Below are 25,291 nucleotides of genomic sequence, written 5' to 3' on the forward strand. Positions count from 1 at the left end.
GATCAGGAAGCATCTATGCCGGCCCGCTGGGCGATGCGACGCGCGAGCTGCTCGAAGTCGCGGTAACACCTCTGCACTGCGGCGGCGTGGCTGCCAATTGCCCCATCGGCGGGTCGCAAGAGAAACATGGGCTTCCTCGCCTCCTGTGCCAACGGCATGAGGCTGCGGTAGTGCCGGATCGTGGCGAGCATGTGCTCATCGGGGGACGGCGCAGGAGGCGCCTCGCCGAGCAAGAGCTCGTGGTAGAGATCCGGAATCCGATCGATCCAGCGTTGATATGCCTGCACGGGGCGCTCCTCACGGGCGGAGTGCTGCATGATGACGTAGCCGATCGGCCACATCTCTCCCTTCGGCAGGGAGATGTTGGGCGGACGAGCCTCGTTGGCGAGTCGATTCCGCCAGCCACTTCGCCATCGGGATAATGTCGGCCCCAGATTTCGGAGCCCCTGCAAGGAGAACACGTCGGCCCCCAGAGGAACGACGACGTAATCGGCAGCGACGAGGGCAGCGCGGTTCAGCGCCCCGAGGTTGGGCCCCACGTCGATCAGCACCACCTCAGCGGCCGACGATGAGGTGGCACGCTCCATGATCCTGTGGAACGAGCTCATGACCCGGAAGGCATCACCTGCCTCTGCGGGATTGTCGTCCATGCAGTCTTTCCACGCAGCCGCGAGCCGATCCTCGAACATACTCAGGCCGAGGTCTCCCGGGACGAGAGACAGCGAGCTGAACATGTCCGCCGCGATCTCCTCGACATGGGGAGACCGGAGATCCCCGAGCCTTTCCATGAGCGGCTGAACGGCCGCGAGCACCGTGAGGCCGCTTTGGCCATTCCCCCAGAGCTGCTCGAGCCGCACCTGCGGCAGAAACGCCGTGGTCAGGTTCGACTGCGGATCGAGATCCACCGCCACGACGCTCCTGCCGAGCAGCCGAAACATCCAGGCGAGGTGGTACACGAGCGAAGTCTTTCCCACGCCGCCCTTGTTGTTGAAGAACGCGATCGTCTTCACGGTCGCCTCCAAACCGTGACGAGGAAGCGATTGTAGCCTGGCTCGAACACGGCGGGCGAAGAGCCGTTCCGCGCAAGCTCGCCCTGCGCAAGGGCGATCCCTCGGCCGAAGCGGTTGACGAACCCCAGCACCTTGGCCGACTCCGCGAGCACGGGATTCCTGTACGAGGTCCCGGCAGGGAACTCCTCCGGAGTGAGGTCGGGGTAGAGCCCTCCTGGGCTCATGATCTCGATACGATCCGAAAAATGGTTGATCATGACGGGCGTCGTCGAGCCGTCGTAATTTCGATGTATGACTGCATTGACGAGCAACTCGTGCATGGCGCGGCGAGGGTAGTCGTAGACGGTCCGATCGCCGCCCTGTGGGAGGGCGATCGGCCTCGCGCCCTCGATGCTCTCCGCGAGCTCGTCGAGCCCACGCAGCACGGAGAGAAGGTCACCGAAGAGCCGGCGCTCGCGCAGGACGATGTCCGCCTGCGTCGGGCCATCGTAATGAACGTACTGAACGTATGCTCCCGGAACGAAGAAAAGCGGATCCTGGGCGAAGAAGGAGGACAGCAGCGTTCGTGGGACAGGAAGAGCGCGTGTCGAGGAATCGAAGTGCGGCGAGTTGCTGCTCGATCGATCGGTGATTTTCCGCGATCACTTCGGGGGCGACCGCGTACGTCCGATAGGTGAGCGCGAACAGATCGAGCGATAGATCTGCGAGCGAGGATTCTCGGCAGGGACGCGCGTCCCACGTACGAGCGAGGATGGCACGTCGCTCCGAGAGGACCCGCTCGTCCTGCTCGCTAGCCACACCTTTTCGGGGCCCGATCCGTATCCAGACGAGTCCCTTGTAGCGAACGGGCGGTAAATCGGAAGGAAGCACCTCCACGACCGCCATTTCCGCACCGGCGAGCGACCACTTCTGGACGTTGATTGACGGGATCGGTTGGATGTTGCCGTCCGATCGAAATGCTGCGAGGGACTGGAGAAGTCGATCCTCGATCAGGAGTCCGGACGCCGAGCCGTCATTGTTCGCCCCAATGAACAGGTAGCCCGGCTTGCGGTTGTTGGGGAGATCGTTCGCGAAGGCGCAGATGGCCTGGCCGATTTTCTCCGCATCTTTCCACGAGCTCGTGCGCTCCACCCGGTCGGACTCGAGGTCCCGCAGCATCTCCTCAAGCTCATCGCGTTCCCTGGTCCGCCAGCCTTGTACACCCATCTCACCCCGCTGGCGACAATGTGCGCACCGCCCCGATCATCGGCACGCAGTACGGACGAACGGGAGGGCGGTAGAGCGGGTTGACGCGGAGGGCGTCCGGCGATAGAGGGCACGCGTGAGCGAGTCGACCCAGCAGCAGAAGAAGCCAGTCATCTTGTCGGGGATCCAGCCGAGCGGGCAGCTTGCGCTCGGCAACTACGTGGGCGCGCTGAAGAACTGGGTCGAGCTGCAGCACCAGTACGACTGCGTCTTCCTGGTCGTCGATCTGCACGCGCTGACGGTGAAGCAGGTGCCAGCCGAGCTTCGCAACCGCTGCCTGTCGTTCGCGGCGCAGTACATTGCCTGCGGGATCGATCCGGACGCGTCGACGATCGTGCTCCAATCCCACGTGCCGCAGCACGCCGAGCTCGCGTGGGTGCTCGGGACGATGACGTACATGGGCGAGCTGTCGCGCATGACGCAATTCAAGGACAAGTCGGCGCGGCACGAGGACAACATCAATTCGGGTCTGTTCACGTACCCGGTGCTGATGGCCGCGGACATCCTGATCTACCAGGCGAACCTGGTGCCGGTCGGGGCCGACCAGAAGCAGCACCTCGAGCTCGCGCGGGACGTGGCGCAGCGCTTCAACCAGCGATACTCGGAGACCTTCGTGACCCCGGAGATCTTCGTGCCCAAGATGGGCGCGCGGATCATGGCTCTGCAGGAGCCGACGAAGAAGATGTCGAAGAGCGACCCCAACCCGGACAACTACATCGCGGTGCTCGACACGCCGGACGTGATCCGCCGGAAGTTCAAGCGCGCGGTGACGGACTCGGAGACGGAGATCCGCTACGACGTCGAGAAGAAGCCGGGGGTGTCGAACCTCTTGACCATTCACGCGGCGCTGACGAACCAATCGATGGAGGCGGTGGAGTCGCATTTCGCGGGGAAGGGGTACGGCGATCTGAAGTCGGAGGTCGCGGAGGTGGTGGTGGCGACGCTCGAGCCGTTCCAGAAGCGGTATGAAGAGGTCATGGCCGACAAGGCCGGGCTCGAGCAGATCCTCGCGCGGGGCGCCGAGAAGGCGCGGGCGCGGGCGTGGAAGACGCTGTCGAAGGTGTACAAGAAGGTCGGGCTCGTGCCGGCGGCGCCGCCGGCGAAGGGGTAGCCGGGGAGGGGGAGGGGCCATGCGCGGGGACGTCGACGAGCCGATTTCGATCGTCGAGTACGACGCGCGCTGGCCCCTCGAATACGCGGCGGAGTCGGCGCGTGTGCGGGCGGCGCTCGGGCCTCTGGTGCTGGCGATCGAGCCGTTTGGGAGCTCGGCGGTGCCGGGGCTCGTGTCGAAGCCGATCATCGACATCCTGGTCGGCGTGGCCGATCTCGAGGAGGCGAAGCCGCACGTCGCGGGGCTCGTGGCGCTCGGGTACGAGGACTTTGGTCAGATCTTCATTGCCGAGCGGATTTACCTGCGAAAACGCGGGACGCCGCCGCATTTCAACGTGGCCGTGACGGAGCACGGGGGGCCGTTCTGGGTCGCGAATCTCGCGGTGCGGGATTATCTGCGGAGCCATCCGGCGGAGGTCGAGGCGTACGCGCGGCACAAAGAGGAGGCCGTGGCGCGCGGGGCGACGATGTTTTCGTCGTATTCGCAGGCGAAGGACGCGTTCGTGCGGGGGCTGCGGGAGCGGGCGCTGGCCTGGGCGGCGGGGCGGGCCGCTGGGTAGACGGTCGAGCGGGGTTCGGGCGCGCCGGGGGGCGCGTGCAACGGGTGCAGAGGGCGATCCGATCGATCCGAGTGGTGCTTGCAACGCTTGCAGGCGGGGTTTCGAGGGTCTGATCGGTGCTTGCAACGCTTGCAGACGGCGTTCCGATCGATCTGATCGGTGCTTGCAACGCTTGCAGACGGCGTTCCGATCGGTCTGATCGGTGCTTGCAACGCTTGCAGGCGGCGTTCGGAGCGTTCCGATCGGCGTTTGCAACGGTTGCAGACAGCGTTCCGGATGTCTGGACCTGCGTTTGCACCTGGAGAGGACGCTCTTCCGGTCGTTCGGACCTCCGCTTGCACCCTGCGTACGTTGGATCCGGTGTGAGGAGGGCGGGACTCCGGACAATCCCAAATGCGGCCTGAGGCCTGAAACCATGGATCTCGCGCGCATCCGGCGGCTCCCGTCGCTGCTCGAGATCGTCGACGCCATCGAGGACGGGATGATAGAGTCTGGCTGCAAGACGCTGACGAGCGAGGAGCTCTCACTCTTGCGTGGCTTTGCGCAGCCGGACGCGCCCTTTTCCTTGATGTGCGGCTGCTACCTCCACAAGCACGGGTTTCGACCATGCCCCGCCCCCTGCTCGCCATCATCGGTGACGGCACCGCTCTCCCTGGATCTCCCGCGTACGAAGCTGCTTTCGAGGCAGGTCGTGCGGCCGTGGAAGTTGGCTTTCGTGTCCTCACCGGCGGCCTCGGCGGTGTCATGGAGGCGGCTTGTCGCGGCGCGCGTGCGTCGCAGCGGTACAAGGAAGGGGATACCGTGGGGCTGCTTCCGGGGCACGACCCGCGGGCCGCCAATACGTACGTCGATATCGCGATTCCAACCGGGCTCGGGCATTTGCGGAATGCGCTCGTCGCGCATGCGGATGCCATCGTCGCCGTCGGCGGAGGCGCGGGGACGCTGTCGGAAATGGCCATGGCCTGGATCCACGATCGAATCGTCGTGGCCCTGGAGATCGCAGGCTGGAGCGGCGAGCTCGCCGGTCTCCGAATCGACGACAGGCAACGATTCCCCGACACCACCGACGATTACGTGATCCCCGCCACCAGCGGCACGGACGCGATCCGCCAGGTCGTCGCGGCGCTCGCCGAGCGAGCCAGCCGCCAAACCGCCGGGGGCTAGACCCGAAAAACGCGCCCAACCCCCCCCACGGCAAAGCGCCCCCAAGCCCCCGCGCAACCTCGCCCAGCGAGCCAGCAGCCATACCGCCGGGTAGGCCCGAACGAAACGCAGCTTCGTTCAGGCCGTAGGGTGTCGCCCCCATCGGGGGCGACACCCTCCCCAAAAGTGTCGTAGGATGGGCTGGGTTTTTGCGTATGAAGGCTTTGCTCGTCGCTTCTTCCAAGGCCGATCCACAACCGATCGAGCGGTTGCTTCGGGATCAGTGCAGTGACGTGGCCGTCGTGCCTGCCTTGGAGCTCGCGGCGGCGTCGAGCGCGGGGACCGGGATCGCCGTGCTCCTGTCGTCCGACGACGAGCAGGACTTTGCTTCGATCATCGCCGCTTGTCGCACGCTCCGGAGCGCCCCGGACGGCGGACCCGTCATCCTCACGATGGCGACCACGCCCGAGCACGTGGAGTCGCTCTGCGACGAGGGCGTCGATGACTTCATGCTCTGGCCGAACGACGAGCGTCTCGTCGCGTCGCGCGTGGGGCTCCTGTTTCGGCGCGTGGCGCAGCGGAAGAAGGATGCCGTGCGCGCGGCCATGCTCGGGGATGCGCTCCGGCATGCCGAGCGCAGCGAGCAGCGGTTTCGCCATCTCGCCGAGAGCTCGACCGAGATCCTCGCGCGCTTCTCGCCCGGCGGCGTACGGCTCTACATCTCGCCCGCTTGCCGCACCGTCCTCGGGTACGAGCCCGATGAGCTGCTCGGGTCGAGCATCCTCGACATCCTGCATCCGTCGGATGTTTCGAAGCTCCTCGAGGCGCTCGGCGCGCTCGACGCGGGCGCGCAGGTCGCGGGCGCGATCATCCGGCTGCAGCGCAAGGACGGCGAGTATGCGTGGCTCGAGACGATCAGCCGGCCCGTGCGGGATCCTCGCACCGACGTGATCGAGGAGTTCGTCACCGTCTCGCGCGACATCACGGCGATGATCCACGCCGAGCAGGAGAAGATCGAGGCCGAGGCAAGGCTCGCCGTGATCGACGCGATCCCGGATCCTCTGTCGGTCGAGGACGACACGGGGCGGCTCACGATCGCGAACCGCGCGTTTTGCGCGCTCCTCGGGCGATCACGCGAGGAGGTCCTCGGGCAGTCAGCGGATGCGCTCAAGCCCGCGCCGAAGGGCAAAGGGCCGGATCGGTGGCCGCAGACGGCGGACGAGCGCGAGGTGACGATCAAGGCGCCGGATGGATCGCAGCGGGTGCTCGTCGAGAAGCGGGCGCTGCTCGCGGTGCGCAAGGAGGAGCGGCTGCTCGTGTCGATCCTGCGCGACATCACGGAGCATCGGCGACGCGAGGCCGAGGCGCGGCTCGCCACGGCGGCAGCGCTCTCCGCGGGCATCGCGCACGAGCTCAACAATCCGCTCTCGTTTCTGATCGGCAACATCGGCTTCGTGTCGGAGACGCTCGGCGCGTCGAAGAGCGAGGAGGTGGCGAAGGCGCTCGACGAGGCAGCGCTCGGCGCGAAGCGGATGGCGTCGCTCGTGCGGGACATGCGGATCCTCGGCGAGGCGTCACGGGAGACGCCGCCGCGGACGAACATGAAGCGCGCAGTGGAGGCGGCGCTCATGCTCACGACCGGCGCGATCGCGGTGCGCGCGCGGCTCTCGTCCGAGGTGGCCGACGTGCCGCTCGTCGCAGGTGAGCCGGCAGGGATCGCGCTCTTGCTCGTGGACCTCTTGCTGCGGACGGCACGCGCGCTGCCAGAGGGGGATCCGAAGGCGAACGAGGTGCGCGTCGTGCTCGCGCCCTCGAGCGGAGGGATGGTCTCCGTCGAGGTGTTCGGGAGCGGGCGCAGCGCAGATCACGCCGGAGAGCCGGGGCTTTCGCGCTCCGAGAGCTTCGTGTCGGCGTACGGCGGGCGGATCGACGTGGAGAACGTGCCAGGGAAGGGGACGCGGCTGCGGCTCTTTTTGCCGGTCGCGCCATGAGTGGGTGTTTCACAGCGTAGCGCCGGGGTTTCACCCCGGACCCGAGCAGGGGCTATCCGCCCCTGCACCCGGACCAGGGCAAGCCCTGGACCTCTGGTGCATCGACCGCGGTGCGGTCGATGCAACTTCTGAGGATCACTCGATCGGCGTGACGTGGACCGCGACGTCGAGCGTCTCGCGGACGCCGCCAAGGTAGATCGTGCCCGAGGTGGGCGTCGCGTCGACGTAGCTGCGGCCGACGGCGAGGCGCACGTGATCGGTCTGCGTGACGACGCCGCTCGTCGGATCGAAGCCTTTCCAGCCGACCTCGGGCAGGTAGACCTGCACCCACGCGTGCGAGGCCTCGGCCATGCTCTGGTTCGGTTGTTTCGGGCCCGTATAAAGGTAGCCGCAGACGTACCGCGCCGGGACGCTGAGCAGGCGGGCGAGGCAGATGAAGAGGTTCGCGAAGTCCTGACAGACGCCCGTGCGCCGCGTGTAGACCTCGTACGGCGTGGTCGAGAGGCTGGTCGATCCCTTCTGGTAGAGGTAGTCGCGGTGGATCGTCTGGTTCAGGTCGAAGAGCGTGTCGACGAGGTCGTAGTCGTTGCGCTCGACGAAGGTCATCGCGTAACGGGCGAGCACTTCGAGCTGGCTCTCGGGTAGCTCGGGCGGGAGCAGGTAGGGCTGCAAGACCTGCCTTTGCCAGGGCATCCACACGAGCGGGATGGTGCTCCGCGCGTGGAAGGGGCGGAGGCCGAAGGGCTCGGTGTCGAGGAGGCTCACCTCGGAGCGCGCCTCGATCACGAGCTCGGTGTAGCTCTGCTCGATGACGATTTTCCGCGCGCGGTTGCCGAAGACGTCGTCGTAGTCGCGTTGCTTGCCGTCGACCGAGAGGGTGATGTCGCAGGCGTGGAGCGTCTGCAGGCGATCGTGGATCGGCGTGAGGCGGAGCAGGTGCGAGCTGCGCTCGACGGGCTTGTCGTAGCGATACGAGGTGCGGTGGACGATCGACAACCGGCGCGGCTCTGCAGGCGCGGGGCGCTGGAGATCGCGGCCGGCGGCGCGCTGCACGGTGGCCTGGCCGGGGGGCATGTCAACGATGATGGCGCCTTGCCGGACGACGAGGAGGTGCCCCGGGGACATGGCCTTCCAGGTGGCGCCGGAGCCTTCGAGCGGGTTCGAGGCGACGAGGATGCCCTTCTGCGCCTCGACGCCGCGACGGCCGAAATCGAGGTGGAGATCGACGTCTTCGAGGACGAGCTTCTTGTAAGGCGGGTTGATGGTGCCGAGGTGGAGGTGTCCCTCGCCGTGGACGTCGGCGTAGGCGAGGAGATCACGGCCGTCGGTGAGGACGGAGCTCATGTTGCCATGCGCGCCCATGCGCTCGAAGAAGGCGCGGACGGCGGAGGGATCGGCGTCGCCGATGCTGCGCCAGCCGTTCTGCGCGAAGAGGGCGAGGAGCTCGCAGAAGACGAGCTCGCTGTCGGTGGAGCCGGTGGGTTCGAAGAGGCCTTTGGTGTTCGAACGTTCGAGGCGATGGCGGAGGCTGCCGCTGTGGGAGAAGAGCCAGTCGCGGCCGGCGTAGCTGCGCGAGAAGGGCTGGGTGTTGGCGTCGCTGATCGCGCCCCAGGTGGCGGTGCGGATGTGGAGGACGAAGAGCGAGGCCGCGAGGTGCTCCCACGCCTTGACGAGCTCGCTGCGGATGGATCCATGCGGCGGCGCGGGCTCCTTGAGGACGGAGGCGCTGGGCTCGCCGCCAGGGTAGTAGCCGAGGCCCCAGCCATCAGGCGGGCGCTTCGAGCCCGGGTGGAGGCAGCGCAGGTCGAAGCAAGGCGCAAGCGCGCCCTCGAACGACATGGCGAGGAGGTTCGGCATCGGGAAGGAGTGTACTGCGGAAGTAGAGGGCGCGCGGCTAGGACGGGGTCGGGGGGTGCTGGAGGGCGTCGATGTCGCGGAGGAGGGCGCGGGCATCTTCAGCCTGGCGGGCCCCGACCGATTCGAGAGTCTTGACGGCTGCAAGGACGAGCTGGCGGCCTTCGGTGAAGCGTCCCTCGACGACTTCAAGCTGACCGACGACGAGTTGCGATGCGGCGAGGCCTACGCGATCTCCGATGTCAGCGTGGATCGCCATCGATTCCGCGAGCAACTTACGCCCCTCCTCGTAGCGGACCGCCTTCACCATGGCAATCGCGAGGTGATGCAACGCAGCCGCGTAGGCCGAGCGATCCCCGGTCACCTTCGAAAGAGCAGAGGATTCGCCGAACATCCGCAGCGCTTCGTCATTCCTCCCCAGGTTCAGCTCGATGATCCCGAGTTGGAGCAGGGATGCTGCCCGCCCGACTGCATTTCCGAGGTCTTTATTTATCTCGATCGATTCGGCAAGCAGCCTCCGTGCATCCTCGTACTGACCTTGGCTCTCGTCGATGACGGCGAGCAGGTGAAGGCACGCCGCGCGTCCAGCCCGATCGCCAAGCTCGTTGAAGATATGGAGGGCTTCCCGCAGCAGCGTTCTGGCCACATCGTGCAGACCTTGCCTCCACTCGAGAATGGCGAGCTCATGCAGCGATCCTGCGTGCCATCGGCGGTTCCCAAGCGTCGTGTTGATCGCGATGGCCTCGCGGAGCCACTCCCGCGCTGCCTCGTACCGCCCCGCTCGCTCATCGATCAACGCGAGTTGATGAGCTGTCACCGCGCGCCCCAGGCGATCCTTCCTTGCATCGTAGCGCCGAAGCGCGCTGTCAAATGCAGCGCGTGCCTCGTCGAGCCTCCCCCACACGGCAAGACGAGATGCCTCGAGCGAAATCCGGTCAGGATCCTCCTCCTGAGCCTCAGGGTTCTTCAAATCGAATCGCGCCAGCAGATCCGATGCCTCGTCGAGACGACCGAACTGGATGGCCCTCTGCGCTTCGACGAGCAGCTCCTTCCCTGCGCCCATCTCCCCCACAGGCATCGGCGGCGCATACGCCGCATCGATCGCCGCAAGCTCCATCCGCAGCGGCTCGGGCTTCTCCTCCCACATCCACGCGCCGGCAAAGTCCACGAAGTCCGGCGCCTTCCGCTCCAGCACCTGCGCCGCGGTGGGGTGCACGATCAACAGCCACGGCAGCGGAAATCCCCGCGCGAGCTCGTCTCGCTCCACGTTGAGCTGCGCGACGATCCGCTCCTCCGCCTCGGCCTCCTCCAACCCGTGAAGGATCAGCGACGTCGTGCCCTTCTCCGGCGCCGTCGCTTCCCCGAGAACGTCCCATAGCCTGCGCTTGTCGGGGCCAACCTCCCGCAGATCGATCACTGCGACGCCCTGCACGTTCGCCTTCGCCCACGCGATCAGCGCGTCCCGCTTCCACGGCGTCGTGATCTGCACGATCGCCAGGTCGAACCCGTGCCCCACGCCCCACTCGAAAAACCGGCGCAGCACGAGGCCATCGTCCTCGCCGAGCAGGGCCTCGGGCTCGAAGCTCACCGGCGTCGCTCCCGCATCAGCTCGTCCACGAGCGGGTGCACGTCGTACCAGCCTTCGCCGTTGTACTTGAATGCAAGGCGATGGAAGAGGACCGCGAGCGACTTGTCGTCGTCGCCGACCTCCTTGGTCTCCCCGATGTGCCCGAGCGCCTCCCACCAGCCGTTCACGTTGATCTGGTCGCGGAGCCGCTGCTTGCGCCGCGCGATCGCCTTCTCCACGTCACGCTCCATGATGGTCGTCCCACCAAGGCGGGCAAACCTCGCCGTCCAGGAGACGAGATCCAGAAGCTCACGAATCCCGCCGCCGCTCGCCGCGATAAGCCGATCGCGGACCTCCTTGTCGGGCATCACCACGTCGAGGTCGATACGCTTGGCGAGGACCAGTTCGAGGAGGTCGCGCCCAGGGCCGTCGAACTCGTCGTACCGCTGTTCCCGCGTCCGTAGCTTGACCGTGAACATGTCGTAACAGGCGTAGCTCGCATCGAGCTGGGCCGACCGAGGCTGAAGCAGGAGGCTGATCGGTGGCGTGAGGATCAGGTTGCAGCGAAGGCTCCGGATCCGATCCGCGCCGATCACGAGAAGCTCGTCGATGACCGAAGGATCGTAGCGGTCGAGGTTGTCGATCATCAGGAGGAGGGCGCGACCATCGAGCTTTTGCTCCGCGGCCTCGAGGAAGTCGTTCACGTTCTGGATCAACGTGCCCGGGAACTTCTTCAGGACCTGCTTCACCTCGGTTCGGTACTCGCTCTCGTGCTTCATGAGAGCCTTGGCCTGCGCGAACATGCTGCCGAGGAACGGGATCTCGAACTTGCCCTCGATGCCCGCCGCGACGTTCGCGTCGTAGCCTTGCGCCCACTTCGTCGAGCGAATCGCGTCGGCGAACCACTGCTCGACACGCCGGAGCAGATCCGCAGGCAGGCTCCTGCCGATCCGACGCATCTCCTTTTCGACCGCGAGCGCGATGTTCAGGAGCAGATCCTCGGATTCGATCCGGATGGGATCCATCTCGACGGTCGCTTCGATGTAGAGCGGGTGGTACGTCTCCCCGACGAGGCCAGCAATGCGCCGGAGCTCCGTGCTCTTGCCCGCGCCACGATGGCTCACGAACGCCGCGTGGATGAGCTGCTCCCGCTGCCGCGCCAGCAGATCCTGCACGAGTGTCTCCGCCGCCGCGTCGCCACGCCCCGCCGAGAGATCCTGCCACCGAGGATCACCGCTCGGGAGGGGATCGTCTTGGTCGCAATTGTGAACGACGTCGCTCAGCGTACGTGCAGGCGCGAGCGCTCGTGGCGTTCCGAAAACGAGGGTCGACATGGATCTCGGCGCGCAGGGTAGCACGGCCCACGCGCTCCCCCGCCCACACGTCAAGCGGCAGAACTGCCCCCGTACTCGTTCGACGCTTGGGGCTTCGGGTCGCCTTCGGCGCCCTGCGCCCCAAACCCCAGCAGCTCGCGGCCGATCTCCTCGCAGATGCCGGCCGTCTCCGAGACCACGTACGTCGCGAGGTCGTGGATCGGCAGGATCGTCTCGGGGGTCTGCGACGCGAGCCACGCGTCGAGCGCGCCGAGGCGGGCGAGGGAGCGCTCGCCGGGGAGATCGTTCGCGCCAGCCGGACGGATCGAGAGGAGCCGCGTGTGGGCCTCGGCGACGGCGTGGCGGACGGATCGCGGGAAGAGGGGTTCGAGGATCAGGAACGCGGCGACCGCGGGGCCCGTCACGCGGCCCTGGTGCCGCTTCATGAAGGGCTCCTTGCCGGAGCACGAGCGCAGGATGGAGAGCCACACGCCCGTCTCGACGACCTCCTGGCGTGTTTCGCCCTTGCTGAGCGCGTGGTGATGCACGTCGACGATGCGTGCCGAGTGGCCGGCGCGTTCGAGGAGGAGGCCGAGCAAGAGGAAGTCGAGCGGGTCGTCGTGGAGCATCGTGCTCTGGAGGAGGCCCCGGCAGAGCTCGATGGCGCGGCGGATGGTGCGGTAGAAGGCGTAGCGGTTCGTCGTGTACTCGTCGCGCGCGGCGGGGCTCTGGGACCAGAGGTAGAGCTCGTTCAGCGTCTCCCAGACTTCGAGGCTCACGACCTCGCGGATCGAGCGGGCGTTGTCGCGGGCCGCGGCGATCGAGCGGACGAGCGAGACGAAGTTCGTCTCGTCCCAGGTCATGTAGCTCTGGACGAGCTCGCCGTCGCCCGCCGCGGCCTCGCCGTGCTTGGCGAAGAAGGCTTCGCGCTCGCCGGAGACGATGACGACGGGCAGCCAGCACTGGCGGGGGCCGAGCTCAGCGTCGAGCGAGAGGTGCAGCGTGACGTGCAGGACACGCGCGGTGCAGTCGACACGTTCGAGGTAACGACCGAGCCAGAAGCAGTGGTCGGCGACGCGGGCGATCACGGATCGTTCCTCCCCAAATCGTTCGGTTTGAGCACCCACGTATCCTTGGAGCCGCCACCCTGGCTCGAATTGACGACGTACGAGCCGGGCACGAGCGCGACCCGCGAGAGGCCGCCGGGCAAGACCCACGAGCCCGCGGGCGAGGTGAGGATGTAGGGGCGGAGGTCGACGCGGCGAGGGACGAGCGCGCCCGCGGCGCCGTCCCAGGTGGGGCAGGTGCTGAGCTCGAGGCGCTCCTGCGCGACGAAGCGGCGCGGCTCGGCCTCGATGCGGCGGCGGAAGGAGTCACGCTCGGCGGCCGAGGCCGTGGGGCCCATGAGCATGCCGTAGCCGCCGGCCTCGTCGACCGATTTGACCACCAACCGATCGAGGTGGTCGCGGACGTAGCGGAGGTCCTCGTCGCGGGCACAGACGAAGGTGTGCACCTGGGCGAGGATGGGCTCCTCGGCGAGGTAGAAGCGGATCATCTGGGGCACGAAGGCGTAGACGGCCTTGTCGTCGGCGACGCCGTTGCCGAGGGCGTTCGCGAGCGCGACGTTGCCCTTCGCGTAGGCGCGGACGAGGCCCCGGATGCCGAGGAGGCTGTCCGGACGGAAGGCCTCGGGGTCGAGGAAGGCGTCGTCGATGCGGCGATAGATGACGTGCACGCGGCGCGGGCCGCGCGTGGTGCGGAGGAAGACGCGGTCGTCGTCGACGTAGAGGTCCGCGGGCTGGACGAGCTCGAGGCCCATCGTGCGGGCGAGGAAGCTGTGCTCGAAGTACGCGGAGTTGTAAGGGCCGGGCGTGAGCACGACGGCGTGCGTATCGTCGTGCGGGGCAGGGGAGATCGAGCGCAAGACCTCGGAGAGGCGCGCGGGGTAGTGCTCGACCGGATGCACGCGGGCTTCTTCGAAGACCTTGGGCAAGACGCGCTTCGAGACGATGCGGTTTTCGAGGACGTACGAGACGCCCGAGGGCGTGCGGAGGTTGTCCTCGAGGACGCGGAAGACGCCGTCAGGGCCACGCACGAGGTCGATGCCCGCGACGTGGATGCGCACGCCGCCCGAGGGGCGAAGGCCCCGCAGCATGGGCAGGTGATGCTTGGCGCCGAGGACGAGCTCGCGGAGGAGCGGGTCTTCCGCGAGGATGCGCTGCTCGCCGTAGACGTCGTCGAGGAACATGCCGAGCGCGCGTACGCGTTGCTCGAGGCCACGCTCGACGTGGGAAAAGTCCTCGGCGGAGACGAGGCGCGGGACCAAGCAAAAGGGAAAGATCTTCTCGGTGCCGCGCGAGTCCGCGTAGACGGAGAAGGTCACGCCCTGGTTGAGGAGGGCGCGCTCGGCGAGGGCCTGCCAGCGCGTGATCGCGTCGGGCGAGGCAGAGGCGAGGGGAGCGAGCGCGCGTCGAAAGGGGAGGCGCAGGTGCCCGCCCGGGTCGAGGAGCTCGTCATACGTGCCGGGCGCGCTCGGATACCCGGAGAAGAGGCTCGACGGAAGCGGTTCTTCAGCCACTTCCTCCAGTCTATCCAGGAAGAACGCAGCGCGTAAAGAACGCGTCAGTGGGTGTTCCGCAGGGATGCGCAGAGCGGGGCGTTGCCCCGCACCCCAGAAGGGGGCTGTCCGCCCCCTTCACCCCGGACCAGCGCAAGCGCTGGACTCGGGGTCGATGAACTGCGCGATGCGCAGTTCATCGAACGGGCCATGGCAAGACCACGAGCCGACTCGCCAGCCGAGGCAGCAGCGCGGTCGTTCCTGGTGGCGATGTTTTCCCTGTCGACAGCGCGCATCGCGCGCTGTCGCCCCGCGTCCAGGGCTTGCCCTGGTCCGGGTGCAGGGGCGGATAGCCCCTGCTCGGGTCCGGGGTGAAACCCCGGCGCTACGCTCTCAGAGAATCGTGCAGGCCTCGTCGAAGCTGAAGCGAGGGCTGCGCGGGAAGAGCTTCGTGGCGTCGCCGTAGCCGAGGTTCACGAGGAAGTTCGAGGCGTAGCGGCCGTCGGGGAAGAACTCGCGGTCGAGTTTGTCGTTGTCGAAGCCGGACATGGGGCCGCAGTCGAGGCCGAGCGCACGGGCGGCCATCATGAGGTAGGCGCCCTGGAGCGTGCCGTTGCGGAACATGGTCTTCTCGGCGAGGGCCTCGTTGCCCACGAACCAGGAGCGCGCGTCGGCGTGCGGGAAGAGCTTGGGCAGCTCGTCGTAGAAGCGGCGGTCGTTCGCGATGATCGCCGTGACCGGCGCGGTGCGCGTCTTCTCCTGGTTGCCCGCGGAGACCACGGCGAGCAGGCGCGCCTTCGCCTCGGGGCTCTTCACGAAGACCACCCGCATCGGCGAGCAGTTCGCGCTCGTGGGGGGCATCTTCGCGAGGTCGTAGATCTCGCGCAGCACGTCGTCCTCGACCGGGCGCTCGAGCCACCCGTTGTGGGTGCGCGCCTTGCGGAAGAGTTGATCGAGCGCTTCGTCGTCGAGCCGATTCGCCATGCGATCCGTCACCTCTTTGTAGACCCGTTCATTGCGTCAGGAAAAACACGAGGGCGCCCACCGTGATCCCCACGAGGACCGCGATCGGGACGAGGAGCCAGAAGCTCGTGCCGCCCTTCTTCGTCTTGCGCGACGCCGCGCGAGGTTTGTCCGTGGCCAGCGAAGCCGCGGCCTTGCGCGCCTCGGAAGGCACGGTCACGACGATCGGCGGCTTCGGCGACGCGGGCTTCTTCAGGCCCGGCGGAGGCTCGCGGCCCGTGGCGAGCGTGTCGGTGACCGACGGCGCCGCGGGGATGGTCGGCGAGGAGCCGAGGACGGGCTCGGCGCCGGCCGGGACGCGGATGATGACGCCGTCCTTCGAGGTTTTTCCGCCCTCGGGATCGGTGTCGTGCTCGGCGTCGATCGGCTTGATGCCCTTGCGCTTGATCGTGAGCTCCTCGGACGGGAGCGTCGACTGCTCGGGGATCGCGGCGTGCGCGACGCGGACCGACTCGACCGGGACCTCGGCGATGTTGCGGCGCGCAGCGGACGTCGGCGCTTCGTCGCGCGAGGTGCCGCCGAGCCGATGCGGGGTGGTGCGGAGCTCGGGCAGGATCTTTTCGAGGGCGGCCTTGAGCTCGGCGGCGTTCTGCTGCCGCTGCGCGGGCCATTTTTCGAGCGCGGTCAGGATGATCGCTTCGAGCCCTTTGTGCATGAAGGGCGTGGCGTGGCTCGGCCGCGGTGGCTGCTGGCGGATGTGCTTGAGGGCGATGTCGATGATGGAGTCGCCGCTGAAGGGGATCTGGCCGGTGACGAGCTGGTAGAGGAGCACGCCGCACGCGTAGATGTCGCTGCGCGGATCCACGGCCTCGCCGCGGCATTGCTCGGGGGACATGTACTCGGGCGTGCCGACGATGACGCCGACCGTGGTGATCGCGGAGCTCGGCGCCGCGCTGATCGGCGCCCCATCCCCGCCTTCGCCACCTTCCTTCTGCGGCTGCTCCTTGTCGAGGATCTTCGCGATGCCGAAGTCGAGGACCTTGATGCGCTCGCGGCCGGCCGCGTCGGGCTGGCCGAGGATCATGATGTTCTCGGGCTTGAGGTCGCGGTGCACGACGCCCTGCTCGTGCGCGGTCGTGAGGACCTCGCAGACCTCCATCAAGATGCGCGCGGCCCGCGCCTCGGACAGGCGCCGCTCGACCGAGAGGATCTCGAAGAGATCCCGGCCCTGGAGCAGCTCCATCGCGATGTACGCGACGTTTCCGTCGACGCCGTAGTCGATGATCTGGACGGTGTTCCTGTGGTTGAGGCGCGAGGCGGCCTTGGCCTCGCGGCGGAAGCGCTTGGCGAAGGTGGTGTCGCGCGCGAGCTCCGGATGCATGACCTTGACCGCGACCTCGCGCGGGTCGGCGTCCTGCACGCCGCGGTACACGGTCGCCATCGCTCCCTCCCCAAGGAACGAGGTGATCCGGAATCGACCTGCCAGGGTGCTTCCGATGAGGGCCGCGGCGGTGCTCATACGAACGGGAACATCCGGCAGCCTAACGCGATAAGATGTCCCATATGGTGAAAATGTGCCGCTCGGCGTCGTCTCGCGGGTCCGTTTGGCCCATGCTCCCCGTCCTCGGCGCGCTCGGCCTCACCCCATGGACCGTCGGCTGCTCGACGGTCGAGTACGCCGATCGTGTGAGCCAGGCAAATCCGCTGGACGCCGTCGAGAGTGAGCTCGTCGTCCAGCTGAACCAGATGCGCACGAACGCCGGCGTGTCCGTGCTGAAGGTCTGCGCGACGCTGAACCAGTCAGCATCCGCGCACAGCGACGACATGCGGGACAAGGGGTACCTGAAGGACGTCGGGCTGGACGGATCCACGTCGGTGACGCGCGCTTGCGAGGCGGGATTTTCCGTCGCCTGCGACGGGACCGTGGGGATGGCCGAGCTTCTGGCGAAGGGATACGCCGGCGCCGCGCAGACGCTGGAGCAGTGGGCCACGGACACGACGACGCAGCCGGTGCTCGTGAACGGTGATTTTTTGACGCTCGGCGTGGGTCGGTCGATGGGCGGGGAAGCGGCGATCTGGACGCTCGATCTCGCAGCCGCCGACGATCCGAGCTGCGGCGATCTTTAGGAGGGAGCGCGCCATGGGGCGCGCCCCGGCTCAGCTCTTCAGATCGAGCGCGGCTTCGAGGATGGGCCGCGCGCCCTGGATCGCCGCGCGATGCGAGTAGAACGCGAGGCCGCGGCGTCCACCGAGCTCCTCGCCGCCGCCCGCGCGGCCAGGGCCGCCGTGCACGCTCTGCGGGAGGACCGTGCCAGGGCCAGGCGTCTGATCGGCGATCTTCTCGCTGCCGAAGTAGAGGCGGCCATGGTACGGGGACAAACCGAAGATCATGTCCGTGACGAAGGCGCGATCGTCGCTGTACACCGAGCCGACGAGCATGCCGCCGCCGCGGCGGACGAGGTCCGTCGCGCGGGCAGAGGACCCGTCGTAAGGGACGATCGTGGCGCAGGGGCCGAAGACCTCGTGCTGGTGGACGTCACGCGCCGCATCGGGATCCTTGCAGTGGAGGAGCGTGGGCGGGACGAAGTAGCCCTTGCCGTCCTGCGCGCCGACGCGCTCGAAGGAGCCGTCACCGAGGACGATCGAGGCCTCGGCCGAGAGCTTCTGGATGCCGGCGCGGATGTCACGGAGCTGCGCGGCCGTGGCGAGCGGGCCGACGGTCACGCCTTCGAGCGCAGGGTCGCCGACCTTGATGTCGCGCAGAATGCTCGTGAGCTCGTCCTTGATCTCGCCCTCGATCGCCGCGGGGACGAGGATGCGGCGGATGGCGGTGCACTTCTGCCCGGCCTTCTGCGTGATGTCGCGGCTGACCTCGCGCAAGAACATGCGGTACGTGTCGGAGCCCGAGGTGACGTCGGGCCCGAGGACGGCCGTGTTGAGGCTGTCCGCCTCGATGTTGAGGCGCACCGAGCCGTGCACGACAGCAGGCAAGGCGCGGAGGCGCGCGCCGGTGTCGGCCGAGCCGGTGAAGGCGAGGACGTCCTGGCCGCCGAGATGATCGAGCATGTCGCCGGGCGCGCCCGCGATGAAGGAAAAGGCGCCCGCGGGGAGGATGTTCGCCTCGACGAACAGGCGCGCGATCCGATACGCGAGCAGGGCCGTGCTCGTCGCGGGCTTGGAGACGACGGGCATGCCGGCGAGCAGAGCACAGGCGGCCTTCTCGGCGAGGCCCCAGGCGGGGAAGTTGAAGGCGTTGATGTGCACGGCGACGCCCGCGCGAGGGACGAGGACGTGGTAGCCGAAGAAGCGCGGGCTGCGGCCGAGCTTCTCGCCCTCGCCGTCGACGAGGAAGCGCGCGTCGCCGAGCTGTTTGCCGAGCTCGGCGTAATACGCGAGCGTGCCGGAGGCGCCGTCGATGTCGAACTTCGCGTCGCTGCGGGTGTTGCCGCCGTTCTGGATGGCGACCTCGATCAGGGCGTCGCGGTTCGCGTGGATGGCGCGAGACAACGCGAGGAGCAGCTCGCCGCGCTGCGCGAAGGAAAGGGCGCGGAGCGCAGGGCCGCCGACGTCGCGCGCGTGGGCGAGGGCGCCGGCGAAGTCGAGCCCCTCGGTGCTGGCCTCCGCGATCGGCTCCTCGGTCGTCGGATTGACGAGCACGGACGCCTTGCCAGAGCCGTGAACCCAGGCACCTGATACGTAGCTAGCGAGTCGTTCCATCGGTCCGCGCTCTATACCGCGGACACGCGCCTCGCGGAACCCGGGAGCGTGCGGGCCGAGCGAACCCGGCCTCCCTCCTGATCAATCCATGAAGTCGGGATCGTCGCAGGGGGCCTGACGCAGCGCGCGCTTCGTGACGGTCTTGTTCGAGGAGTCGCCCTTCTTGGTCTTGATCTCGACGCTCTCGGGCGTGTCCTGGAACCAGAACTCGATCGTGGTGGGCAGCTCCCAGAGGTTCTTCGTCGGGTCGAGGGTCTTGAAGCGGTCCGTGTTGCCGAGCCCGACGCTGATGGTCTTGTACTCGTCCGTCTGGACGATGAAGCAGGTCTTCGAGTCGGCCGCGCGGCCAGGGGCGTAGACGTAGCCGTTCGTGCCCGACTTGAACTCGAAGGTGAAGCTCTCGAGCACCTTGCCGCTCGCGTCCTTCGCTTCGAGCTTGTGCGCGCCGCTCGCGACGTTCTTCGTGACGACGACCGCCGCGTTCTCCGTGGCCGCGTTCTTCAGGTCCTTGGCGAGCTCTTGGCCGTCGAGCGTGACGCTGACGCCGTCCTTGCCCGTGACGTTGACGATGCGGACCGACGGGTGCGTATAGCCGTACCACACGAACCCGCCGATCCCGGCGACGCCCAGGACCACAGCGACGCCGATGCCCACGACCTTGAGCATGTTGAAGCCGCCGCCCTGCGCCTGCTGCGGCATGGGCGCGCCCATCGGAACGCCCATCGGCGGCGCGCCCATCGGAGGCGCGCCCATCGGCATCCCGGGCTGCGGGCCGTACCCCATCCCGGGCTGGCCACCATAGCCCTGCTGCGGATCCCCGCCCATCGGAGGACCACCCATTCCCGGTTGCGGGCCGTAGCCTTGCTGCGGCGGGCCATACCCCGCCTGCGGCTGCTGCGGCGGGCCGTACCCGGGCTGCGGCTGCTGCGGATAGCCTTGCGGCGGATAGCCGGGCGGACCTCCCGGGGGATACCCCCCACCCGGGGGCGGCATGTTGGCCATGGCGGATTCTCCTTCGATACGAGACGTCGTCGCGCCGCGTCACGCGAGCGCGCACCCCCACGAAAACGAGCGTGCGCGGCGATGATAGGAGCGATCCGAAGCGGCTGTCTCGGGCAAAGAGGGAAAACCGCGGCGAGCTCTGTCAGCCGTCACAGACGGCCGCCGCGAGCAGCGCGGCGATTCTCGCGCGGACGAGCTCGAGCTCCCGCACCGCGAGATCGAGCTCGGCCTGGCGGAGGCTCTGCGCGGAAGTGACGAGCTCGAAGCTCGTGGCCGTGCCGGCCTCGTACGCGATCTGCGTGAGCCGCGCCGTCTCGCGCGCCAGATCCCGCGCCTTCTCCGAGATGACGAGCGCCTGCTCCGCGACCTCGACGCCGCGCATGGTCTGCTGCGTGTCGAGCCGCGCCTGCCGCTCGGCCGCCTCGAGCCGCGCCTCCTGCTGCTCGACGGCCGCGCGCGCCGTCCGGACCTCGCCGTAGCGGCTGCCCTCGTAGATGGGGATCGTGAGGACCGCGCCGATCGTCCACGTGTAATTCTTGAGGTTGCCCTGCCCGAGGTTCATGGCCGTGAGCGTCGTGGTCGCCTCCGCCGTGGGCAGGAAGCCGAGCCGCGTCTCCCGGGCCTGGCGCTTGGCCACCTCGAGCTGCTGGCGCGCCGCCACGACGTCGGGCCGATCCTCGGGTTTGCCCGCAGAGCACGTGCTCTCGATGCTGTGCTTCATGTCGTCGAGCGAGATCGAGGGCGGCACGCCGTACGCCACGTTCTCGCCGAGCGCGAGGCCGAGCGCCTCCCGCGCGCGGCGCAGCGACTCGTCGCTCTGCACGATCTGCGTGCGGGCGAGGTTCGTGTCCTGCTCGGCGCGGACGACGTCGAGCTGCGTGCCCGTGCCGAGCCGCGCCCTTCGTTTCGTGAGCTCGAGGCGCTCCAGCGAGGTGCGCAGGCCGCTGCGATTGATTTCGCTCGTGCGCTCCGTGGTGACGACGTTGACGATCGCCGCCGCCAGGTTCGCGAGGAGCTGCCGCCGCCTGTCCGAGGCGCTGGCGCGCGCTGCGTCGACGTTCTTGTTCGCCGTGCCAATCGCGTACCAGTTGCGCAGCGAGAGGATCGGCACGCGCGCCGTGACGTCGCCGCGAAGGATGGGCGTGTACGGCAGCGGGATGTACTGCGCCGGCGTGTTGTCGATGACGCAGGTGCCCTGCGTCCTCGCGTCGTTGGTGGGGAGCGCCGGGCCGACGGGGCAGAAGAGAAACCTGCCGTCCGACAGGATCATGTTGTGGTTGACCGAGCCCGTGGCGGTGACCGTGGGCAGCGCGCGCCCGAGAGCCTGGGTGCTGAGCCCCTCCGCGCGCGCGACCTCCGCCTCCGCGATACGCAGATCGGGCGCGCGCGTCTCGACGATCGTGACCGCCTCGCGCCAGGTCGCGAGCGTCTTCGGCGCGGTGGGGACCGGCGCGAGGAGCGGATCGTCCACGGCGATCGTCGGCGGCACTGCGGGGGCGGCCGGCGCCGGCGCCGGCTGCGCGGGCTGCGGCGCGGCGGGCTGCGCGGCGAGCGGCGCGGAAACGAGCAACGCGAAGGAGAGGAGCGGCGTAGCGAGCGAGGCTCGGACCCAGCGAGGACGGAGCATGGCGCTTCGATGTAGCACCGCGCGGGCGGCGACAAGCAGGAAGCGGATCGAAAGCAGCAGTTAGTCGCGCGCGGAAGGACGCTGGCGCGCCCGCTGCTTCTTCGGTTTGGCGCGCCGCTCACGCCCCGAGGCTTCCACGCTCTCCGGCGCGCCCGCGTCGAGCCAGCGCCAGAGCGCCATCTGATCGGCCGTGGCCCCGCGCCGGATGGCGCGCTTGAGCACGCGCTTGGCGAGAACGAGCTTGCCGGAGCGCGCGAGGGCGTGCGCATAACTCGCGGCGATGTCCGCCTCCTCGGGCTGCGCCTCGCTGGCCTTGGCGAGCAAGGGGAGCGCGTCGTGCGGGCGACCCAGGGCCACGTCATAAAGGTGGCCGAGGTTGTGCGCGTACCAGGGGTTGTTCGGCGAGAGCGCGAGGGCCCGCTCGTAGGCGCGCGCCGCATACCGGAAGTTTCGCAGGAGCGACTGCGCGAGGCCCATGACGGCCCACGCGCCATCATCCTGGCCGTCGTGCGCGAGGACCTTGCGCGCGAAGAGCGCGGCGCGCCAAGGGTCGTGCTCGACGCCGAGCTCGGCGAGCTGCCGATGCGCCGCGACCCAAGGCTCGCTGCCCGGCTCGGCGATGCGGGTGATGCGCGCGAGCAGAGGCAGGATGTCCTCGACGCTGAGGCCCGCCGCGATCGCGCCGTCGACCTCTTGCCGGAGCCTCCCGACCTCGTCCACCCATCCGCGCCGCGCCATATCCAAGGGGATACGACCTTCGCGCATTCTCCGCCAGCGGGGTATTTGGAGAGCAGGACGCCGGAGGTGATCCGGCGTCCCGAGTATCGACCAAGGGCGGAGATCGCCGGGAATTTGGCTCAGGGCTCGACGACGCCCGCAGTGTCCGCGTCGATTTCGCCGCCCGCGCCGCCGCGCTCCCGCGCCGGCTCGGCCATCACGGTGCGACCGGCAAGCGTCGCCCCCGACAACCCGGCCACGGCACGCGTGAGCTCGGTGCGCCGGACGCTGACGAACGCATTGCGCTCGCGGACGCGGATCCGCTTGACATCGGCCTTGTCGAGGCCGATCTGGTCGAGCAGGAGCGACTGGAGGTCGGCCGCGCGGACGCCGTCGCGGCGGCCCACGCTGACGAAGACCTCGGCGTAGTCCCCGGACGAACCCTCCTGCGGGCGCCCCGGATCCGTGTCGTCCGGGCCCACCTCACGCGTGACCTCGCGCGGGCCCGAGAGCGCCGCGTCGCCGAGGATCGGCTCGTCGTCGCCCTCCTCCTCCGGCGGCTGCCAGCTCGTGAAGTCGGCGTGACGCACCGGCGCAGCGGCGCGCGCCTTCGGCGGCGGCAAGGGATCGGCCGCGCTGACGGGCGTCGGCGCAACTTCCTCCCCGCCGCGCGCGCGGCTCGGTCGCGGCATCTCGGGCCGAGCTTCCCGACGACCACGTGTACGGCGCCCCGACTCCCGCGGCTCGCGCTCCTCGCCCGAGGCGCGCTCCTCGCGCTCCTCTCGACGCGGCCGCTCCTCGCGGTCCTCGCGGCGAGCACGCGCCTCGCCGGCAGCGCGCTCCTCGCGCTCCTCGCGGCGCGGCTTCTCTTCACGCGCCTCGCGCTCCTCGCGGCGCGGCCTCTCTTCGCGCGGCTCACGCGCGGGCTTGGCCTCGGCCTTCGCCGGGGCAGGGGTCGCCTCGACGCGCTTGGGCGCAGGACCGGCGCGCCGCGCAGCCGCCGCTTCATCCTTGACCGTCGGCCGCGCGCCCAGATGATCACGCAAGAGCCCCGCGAGAATCCGCTCGCTCGCGTCGTGCGAGAGAATGCGCCGCGCGAGGGAGAGATCGTCCGGGTGCGTACCTTTCGGAGCGAACGCCTCGGCGAGCATGTTCACGAGGTCCGCCTCGGCGCGCGTCTTGAGCTCGCCCTCGGTCGGGATCTGCCGCTCGATCGGGCGGATCTTGTACGTGAGACGGACGAGGTAGAGCCCGCCGATGTCCTGCGGCGCGATGAGCGAGATCGCGGTGCCCGTACGGCCTGCGCGCCCGGTGCGGCCCGTGCGGTGGACGTACGCCTCGGCGTCCTGCGGGAAGTCGTAGTTGATGACGTGCGTGAGGAGCGAGATGTCGATCCCGCGCGCGGCCACGTCCGTCGCCACGAGGAACCGGAGCCGGCCCTCGCGCGTCGCGCTCATGACCTTCTCGCGATCGGACTGCGGCAGATCGCCGTTGAGCCAGTCCGCATCGAAGCCCTGGCGCTGCAGCGCGTTCGCCACGCGCTCGGTCTCGTCGCGCGTGTTGCAGAAGACGACCGCGCTCTCCGGGTTCTCGACCTCGATCACGCGGATGAGCGCGCCGAGCTTGTCGCCCGCGACCATGTACACGAAGTGATCGATGGAGAGCGCGCCGATGTGATCGCCCGAGAGCGTGACGAACTCGGGGTTCTTGAGCTTGCTCTTCGCCATCCGCTCGATGTCGGGCGGCAAGGTGGCCGAGAAGAGGAGCGTCTGGCGGTTCTCGGGCAAACGCTCGAGGATCGCGCTGAGCTCGCGCTCGAAGCCCATCGAGAGCATCTCGTCGCACTCGTCCAGCACGAGCAGGCGGATGTTCTTCGGATCGAGCGTGCCGCGGCGCAGGTGATCGAGCACGCGGCCGGGCGTGCCCACGATGACCTGCGCGCCCGCGGCGATCGCATCGATCTGCCGCGGCATCGGCGCGCCGCCGTACACGGGCACGATGCGCACGCCCTTGCGCTTGCCGAGCCGCTCGATCTCGGCCGTCACTTGCAGCGCGAGCTCGCGCGTCGGGCAGAGCGCCAGGACCTGCACGTTCGCAGCCGAGCGCTTGACGATGTGATCGACGATCGGCAGCCCGAAGGCCGCCGTCTTGCCGGTGCCGGTGCGCGCTTGCACCACGGCGTCGCGCCCGCGCGTCGCGGGCTCCCACACGGCGACCTGCACCGGCGTGGGGTTCACGTAACCGATCTCGGCCAGCGTCTCGCGCAGCTCGGCCGAGAGAGGCAGGACGTCGAAGGTCGGCGCGGTCGCGGCTGCCTGGCCGGCCGCTGCGGGATCACTCGTGCGAGCCTCGGAGGCGTTCGCGCCCTGGGAGGTGGGATTCTGGTCTGTCATTCGTCGCCGCTCTGGAGTTCAGGGGCCTTTGGGGGGTGCGCTGGCTTTCGCGAGATCGGTGTTCACGATCTCCTGCACCTGGCGCCGCAGCGGGGCCAGGTCCGAAGCCTCCCGCCGCGCTGCATGTTCCTCCGCATAGCGGAGCCGCTCGATGGCGTCGAGAGCGCCCTCGTCCTTCGCCGACCCCTTGCACGTGGTCGCGACACCCTCGAAGTACTTCCACTCGGGCTCGAGCGCCGCCCGAAAGCGCGCGATCGCCCCGTCTTCGCCGTCCGTACCCGGGGCGGCCGCCCGCGCCCGATCGACGGCCCCGATGAGGGCCCGGAGCCCCTCGTGGCAGCCGCCGTACGGGGAAGGGGGGTGCGCCGTGAAGAACACCTGGACGGAGATCTGGATGGTGCCCGCGAGGCAGACGGCGCCGATGGTGCCGTAATAGATCGCCCCGGCGACCGTGCGGCCGCGTCTTCGGGCGGATACGGGCTTCGCGGGCCTCTCGGGGTCGGGTTCCATGGCGAACGGTCC

Annotated in this window: 21 protein-coding genes; 5 read left to right on the forward strand and 16 right to left on the reverse strand. The window is 68.6% G+C overall.

Annotation, left to right across the window (positions count from 1 at the left end; genetic code table 11):
- Positions 1-2: 2 nt before the first annotated feature.
- From QHF83_RS23820 to QHF83_RS53500, 3 genes are read right to left on the reverse strand one after another with little or no spacing between them, the layout of a single operon-like run.
- A complete protein-coding gene (locus QHF83_RS23820) occupies positions 3-1,010 on the reverse strand; it encodes a ParA family protein (RefSeq protein WP_282420213.1) in 1,008 nt (335 codons plus the stop codon).
- A complete protein-coding gene (locus tag QHF83_RS23825; protein ID WP_282420214.1) occupies positions 1,007-1,435 on the reverse strand; it encodes an ATP-binding protein in 429 nt (142 codons plus the stop codon). Before QHF83_RS23825 ends, QHF83_RS23820 begins: the two co-directional genes overlap by 4 nt.
- A 10-nt stretch (positions 1,436-1,445) precedes the next feature.
- Positions 1,446-2,216 carry an RNA-binding domain-containing protein gene (locus QHF83_RS53500; RefSeq protein WP_348980462.1) on the reverse strand — a complete coding sequence of 257 codons (771 nt, stop codon included), beginning with the start codon at positions 2,214-2,216 and terminating at the stop codon, positions 1,446-1,448.
- A 115-nt stretch (positions 2,217-2,331) separates the two neighbouring features.
- Here QHF83_RS53500 and trpS point away from each other — a divergent pair, with 115 nt between their 5' ends.
- The 4 genes from trpS (at position 2,332) to QHF83_RS23845 (ending at position 7,059) form a co-directional block, all read left to right on the forward strand.
- Complete coding sequence (gene trpS / locus QHF83_RS23830) at positions 2,332-3,366, forward strand: tryptophan--tRNA ligase (protein ID WP_282420215.1); 1,035 nt, start codon at positions 2,332-2,334, stop codon at positions 3,364-3,366.
- 19 nt (positions 3,367-3,385) lie between these two features.
- Positions 3,386-3,925, forward strand: coding sequence for a GrpB family protein (locus QHF83_RS23835; protein ID WP_282420216.1), 540 nt, complete (start codon positions 3,386-3,388; stop codon positions 3,923-3,925).
- A 606-nt stretch (positions 3,926-4,531) separates the two neighbouring features.
- Positions 4,532-5,089 carry an LOG family protein gene (locus tag QHF83_RS23840; RefSeq protein WP_282420217.1) on the forward strand — a complete coding sequence of 186 codons (558 nt, stop codon included), beginning with the start codon at positions 4,532-4,534 and terminating at the stop codon, positions 5,087-5,089.
- Positions 5,090-5,283: 194 nt separating this feature from the next.
- A complete protein-coding gene (locus QHF83_RS23845; RefSeq protein ID WP_282420218.1) occupies positions 5,284-7,059 on the forward strand; it encodes a PAS domain-containing sensor histidine kinase in 1,776 nt (591 codons plus the stop codon).
- A gap of 135 nt (positions 7,060-7,194) precedes the next feature.
- Here QHF83_RS23845 and QHF83_RS23850 read toward each other — a convergent pair whose 3' ends face one another.
- The 7 genes from QHF83_RS23850 to QHF83_RS23880 form a co-directional block, all read right to left on the reverse strand.
- Complete coding sequence (locus tag QHF83_RS23850; RefSeq protein ID WP_282420219.1) at positions 7,195-8,916, reverse strand: class II glutamine amidotransferase; 1,722 nt, start codon at positions 8,914-8,916, stop codon at positions 7,195-7,197.
- A gap of 37 nt (positions 8,917-8,953) precedes the next feature.
- Positions 8,954-10,501, reverse strand: coding sequence for a tetratricopeptide repeat protein (locus QHF83_RS23855; protein ID WP_282420220.1), 1,548 nt, complete (start codon positions 10,499-10,501; stop codon positions 8,954-8,956).
- Positions 10,498-11,814 (reverse strand): hypothetical protein, encoded by a 1,317-nt coding sequence (locus tag QHF83_RS23860; protein WP_282420221.1) that lies wholly within the window; start codon positions 11,812-11,814, stop codon positions 10,498-10,500. Before QHF83_RS23860 ends, QHF83_RS23855 begins: the two co-directional genes overlap by 4 nt.
- Positions 11,815-11,864: 50 nt before the next feature.
- Positions 11,865-12,881, reverse strand: a complete 1,017-nt coding sequence (locus QHF83_RS23865; RefSeq protein ID WP_282420222.1) for an alpha-E domain-containing protein — start codon at positions 12,879-12,881, stop codon at positions 11,865-11,867.
- A complete protein-coding gene (locus QHF83_RS23870; protein WP_282420223.1) occupies positions 12,878-14,371 on the reverse strand; it encodes a circularly permuted type 2 ATP-grasp protein in 1,494 nt (497 codons plus the stop codon). The genes QHF83_RS23865 and QHF83_RS23870 overlap by 4 nt, the downstream gene beginning before the upstream one ends.
- Positions 14,372-14,743: 372 nt before the next feature.
- Complete coding sequence (locus QHF83_RS23875; protein WP_282420224.1) at positions 14,744-15,334, reverse strand: malonic semialdehyde reductase; 591 nt, start codon at positions 15,332-15,334, stop codon at positions 14,744-14,746.
- Between the two features lie 28 nt (positions 15,335-15,362).
- On the reverse strand, positions 15,363-16,832 hold the full coding sequence (locus tag QHF83_RS23880) for a protein kinase (RefSeq protein WP_282420225.1): 1,470 nt from the start codon (positions 16,830-16,832) through the stop codon (positions 15,363-15,365).
- A 92-nt stretch (positions 16,833-16,924) separates the two neighbouring features.
- On the opposite strand from QHF83_RS23880, the gene QHF83_RS23885 reads away from it, so the two are divergent.
- Positions 16,925-17,440, forward strand: coding sequence for a CAP domain-containing protein (locus QHF83_RS23885; RefSeq protein ID WP_282420226.1), 516 nt, complete (start codon positions 16,925-16,927; stop codon positions 17,438-17,440).
- A gap of 30 nt (positions 17,441-17,470) precedes the next feature.
- Here QHF83_RS23885 and QHF83_RS23890 read toward each other — a convergent pair whose 3' ends face one another.
- From QHF83_RS23890 to QHF83_RS23915, 6 genes are all read right to left on the reverse strand, one after another.
- Entirely contained in the window at positions 17,471-19,030 is a 1,560-nt protein-coding gene (locus QHF83_RS23890; RefSeq protein WP_282420227.1) for a 3,4-dehydroadipyl-CoA semialdehyde dehydrogenase, read from the reverse strand.
- A gap of 81 nt (positions 19,031-19,111) precedes the next feature.
- Entirely contained in the window at positions 19,112-20,032 is a 921-nt protein-coding gene (locus QHF83_RS23895) for a hypothetical protein (RefSeq protein WP_282420228.1), read from the reverse strand.
- A 142-nt stretch (positions 20,033-20,174) separates the two neighbouring features.
- The gene (locus QHF83_RS23900; protein ID WP_282420229.1) at positions 20,175-21,659 is read right to left on the reverse strand and encodes a TolC family protein; all 1,485 of its coding nucleotides are present in this window, start codon (positions 21,657-21,659) and stop codon (positions 20,175-20,177) included.
- A 60-nt stretch (positions 21,660-21,719) separates the two neighbouring features.
- Complete coding sequence (locus QHF83_RS23905) at positions 21,720-22,397, reverse strand: tetratricopeptide repeat protein (protein WP_348980464.1); 678 nt, start codon at positions 22,395-22,397, stop codon at positions 21,720-21,722.
- Positions 22,398-22,516: 119 nt separating this feature from the next.
- On the reverse strand, positions 22,517-24,769 hold the full coding sequence (locus tag QHF83_RS23910) for a DEAD/DEAH box helicase (protein ID WP_282420231.1): 2,253 nt from the start codon (positions 24,767-24,769) through the stop codon (positions 22,517-22,519).
- A gap of 18 nt (positions 24,770-24,787) precedes the next feature.
- On the reverse strand, positions 24,788-25,279 hold the full coding sequence (locus QHF83_RS23915) for a hypothetical protein (protein WP_282420232.1): 492 nt from the start codon (positions 25,277-25,279) through the stop codon (positions 24,788-24,790).
- Positions 25,280-25,291 lie beyond the last annotated feature (12 nt).

It is taken from the genome of Polyangium sp. 15x6, from assembly GCF_029960785.1.
Classification (GTDB): domain Bacteria; phylum Myxococcota_A; class Polyangia; order Polyangiales; family Polyangiaceae; genus Polyangium.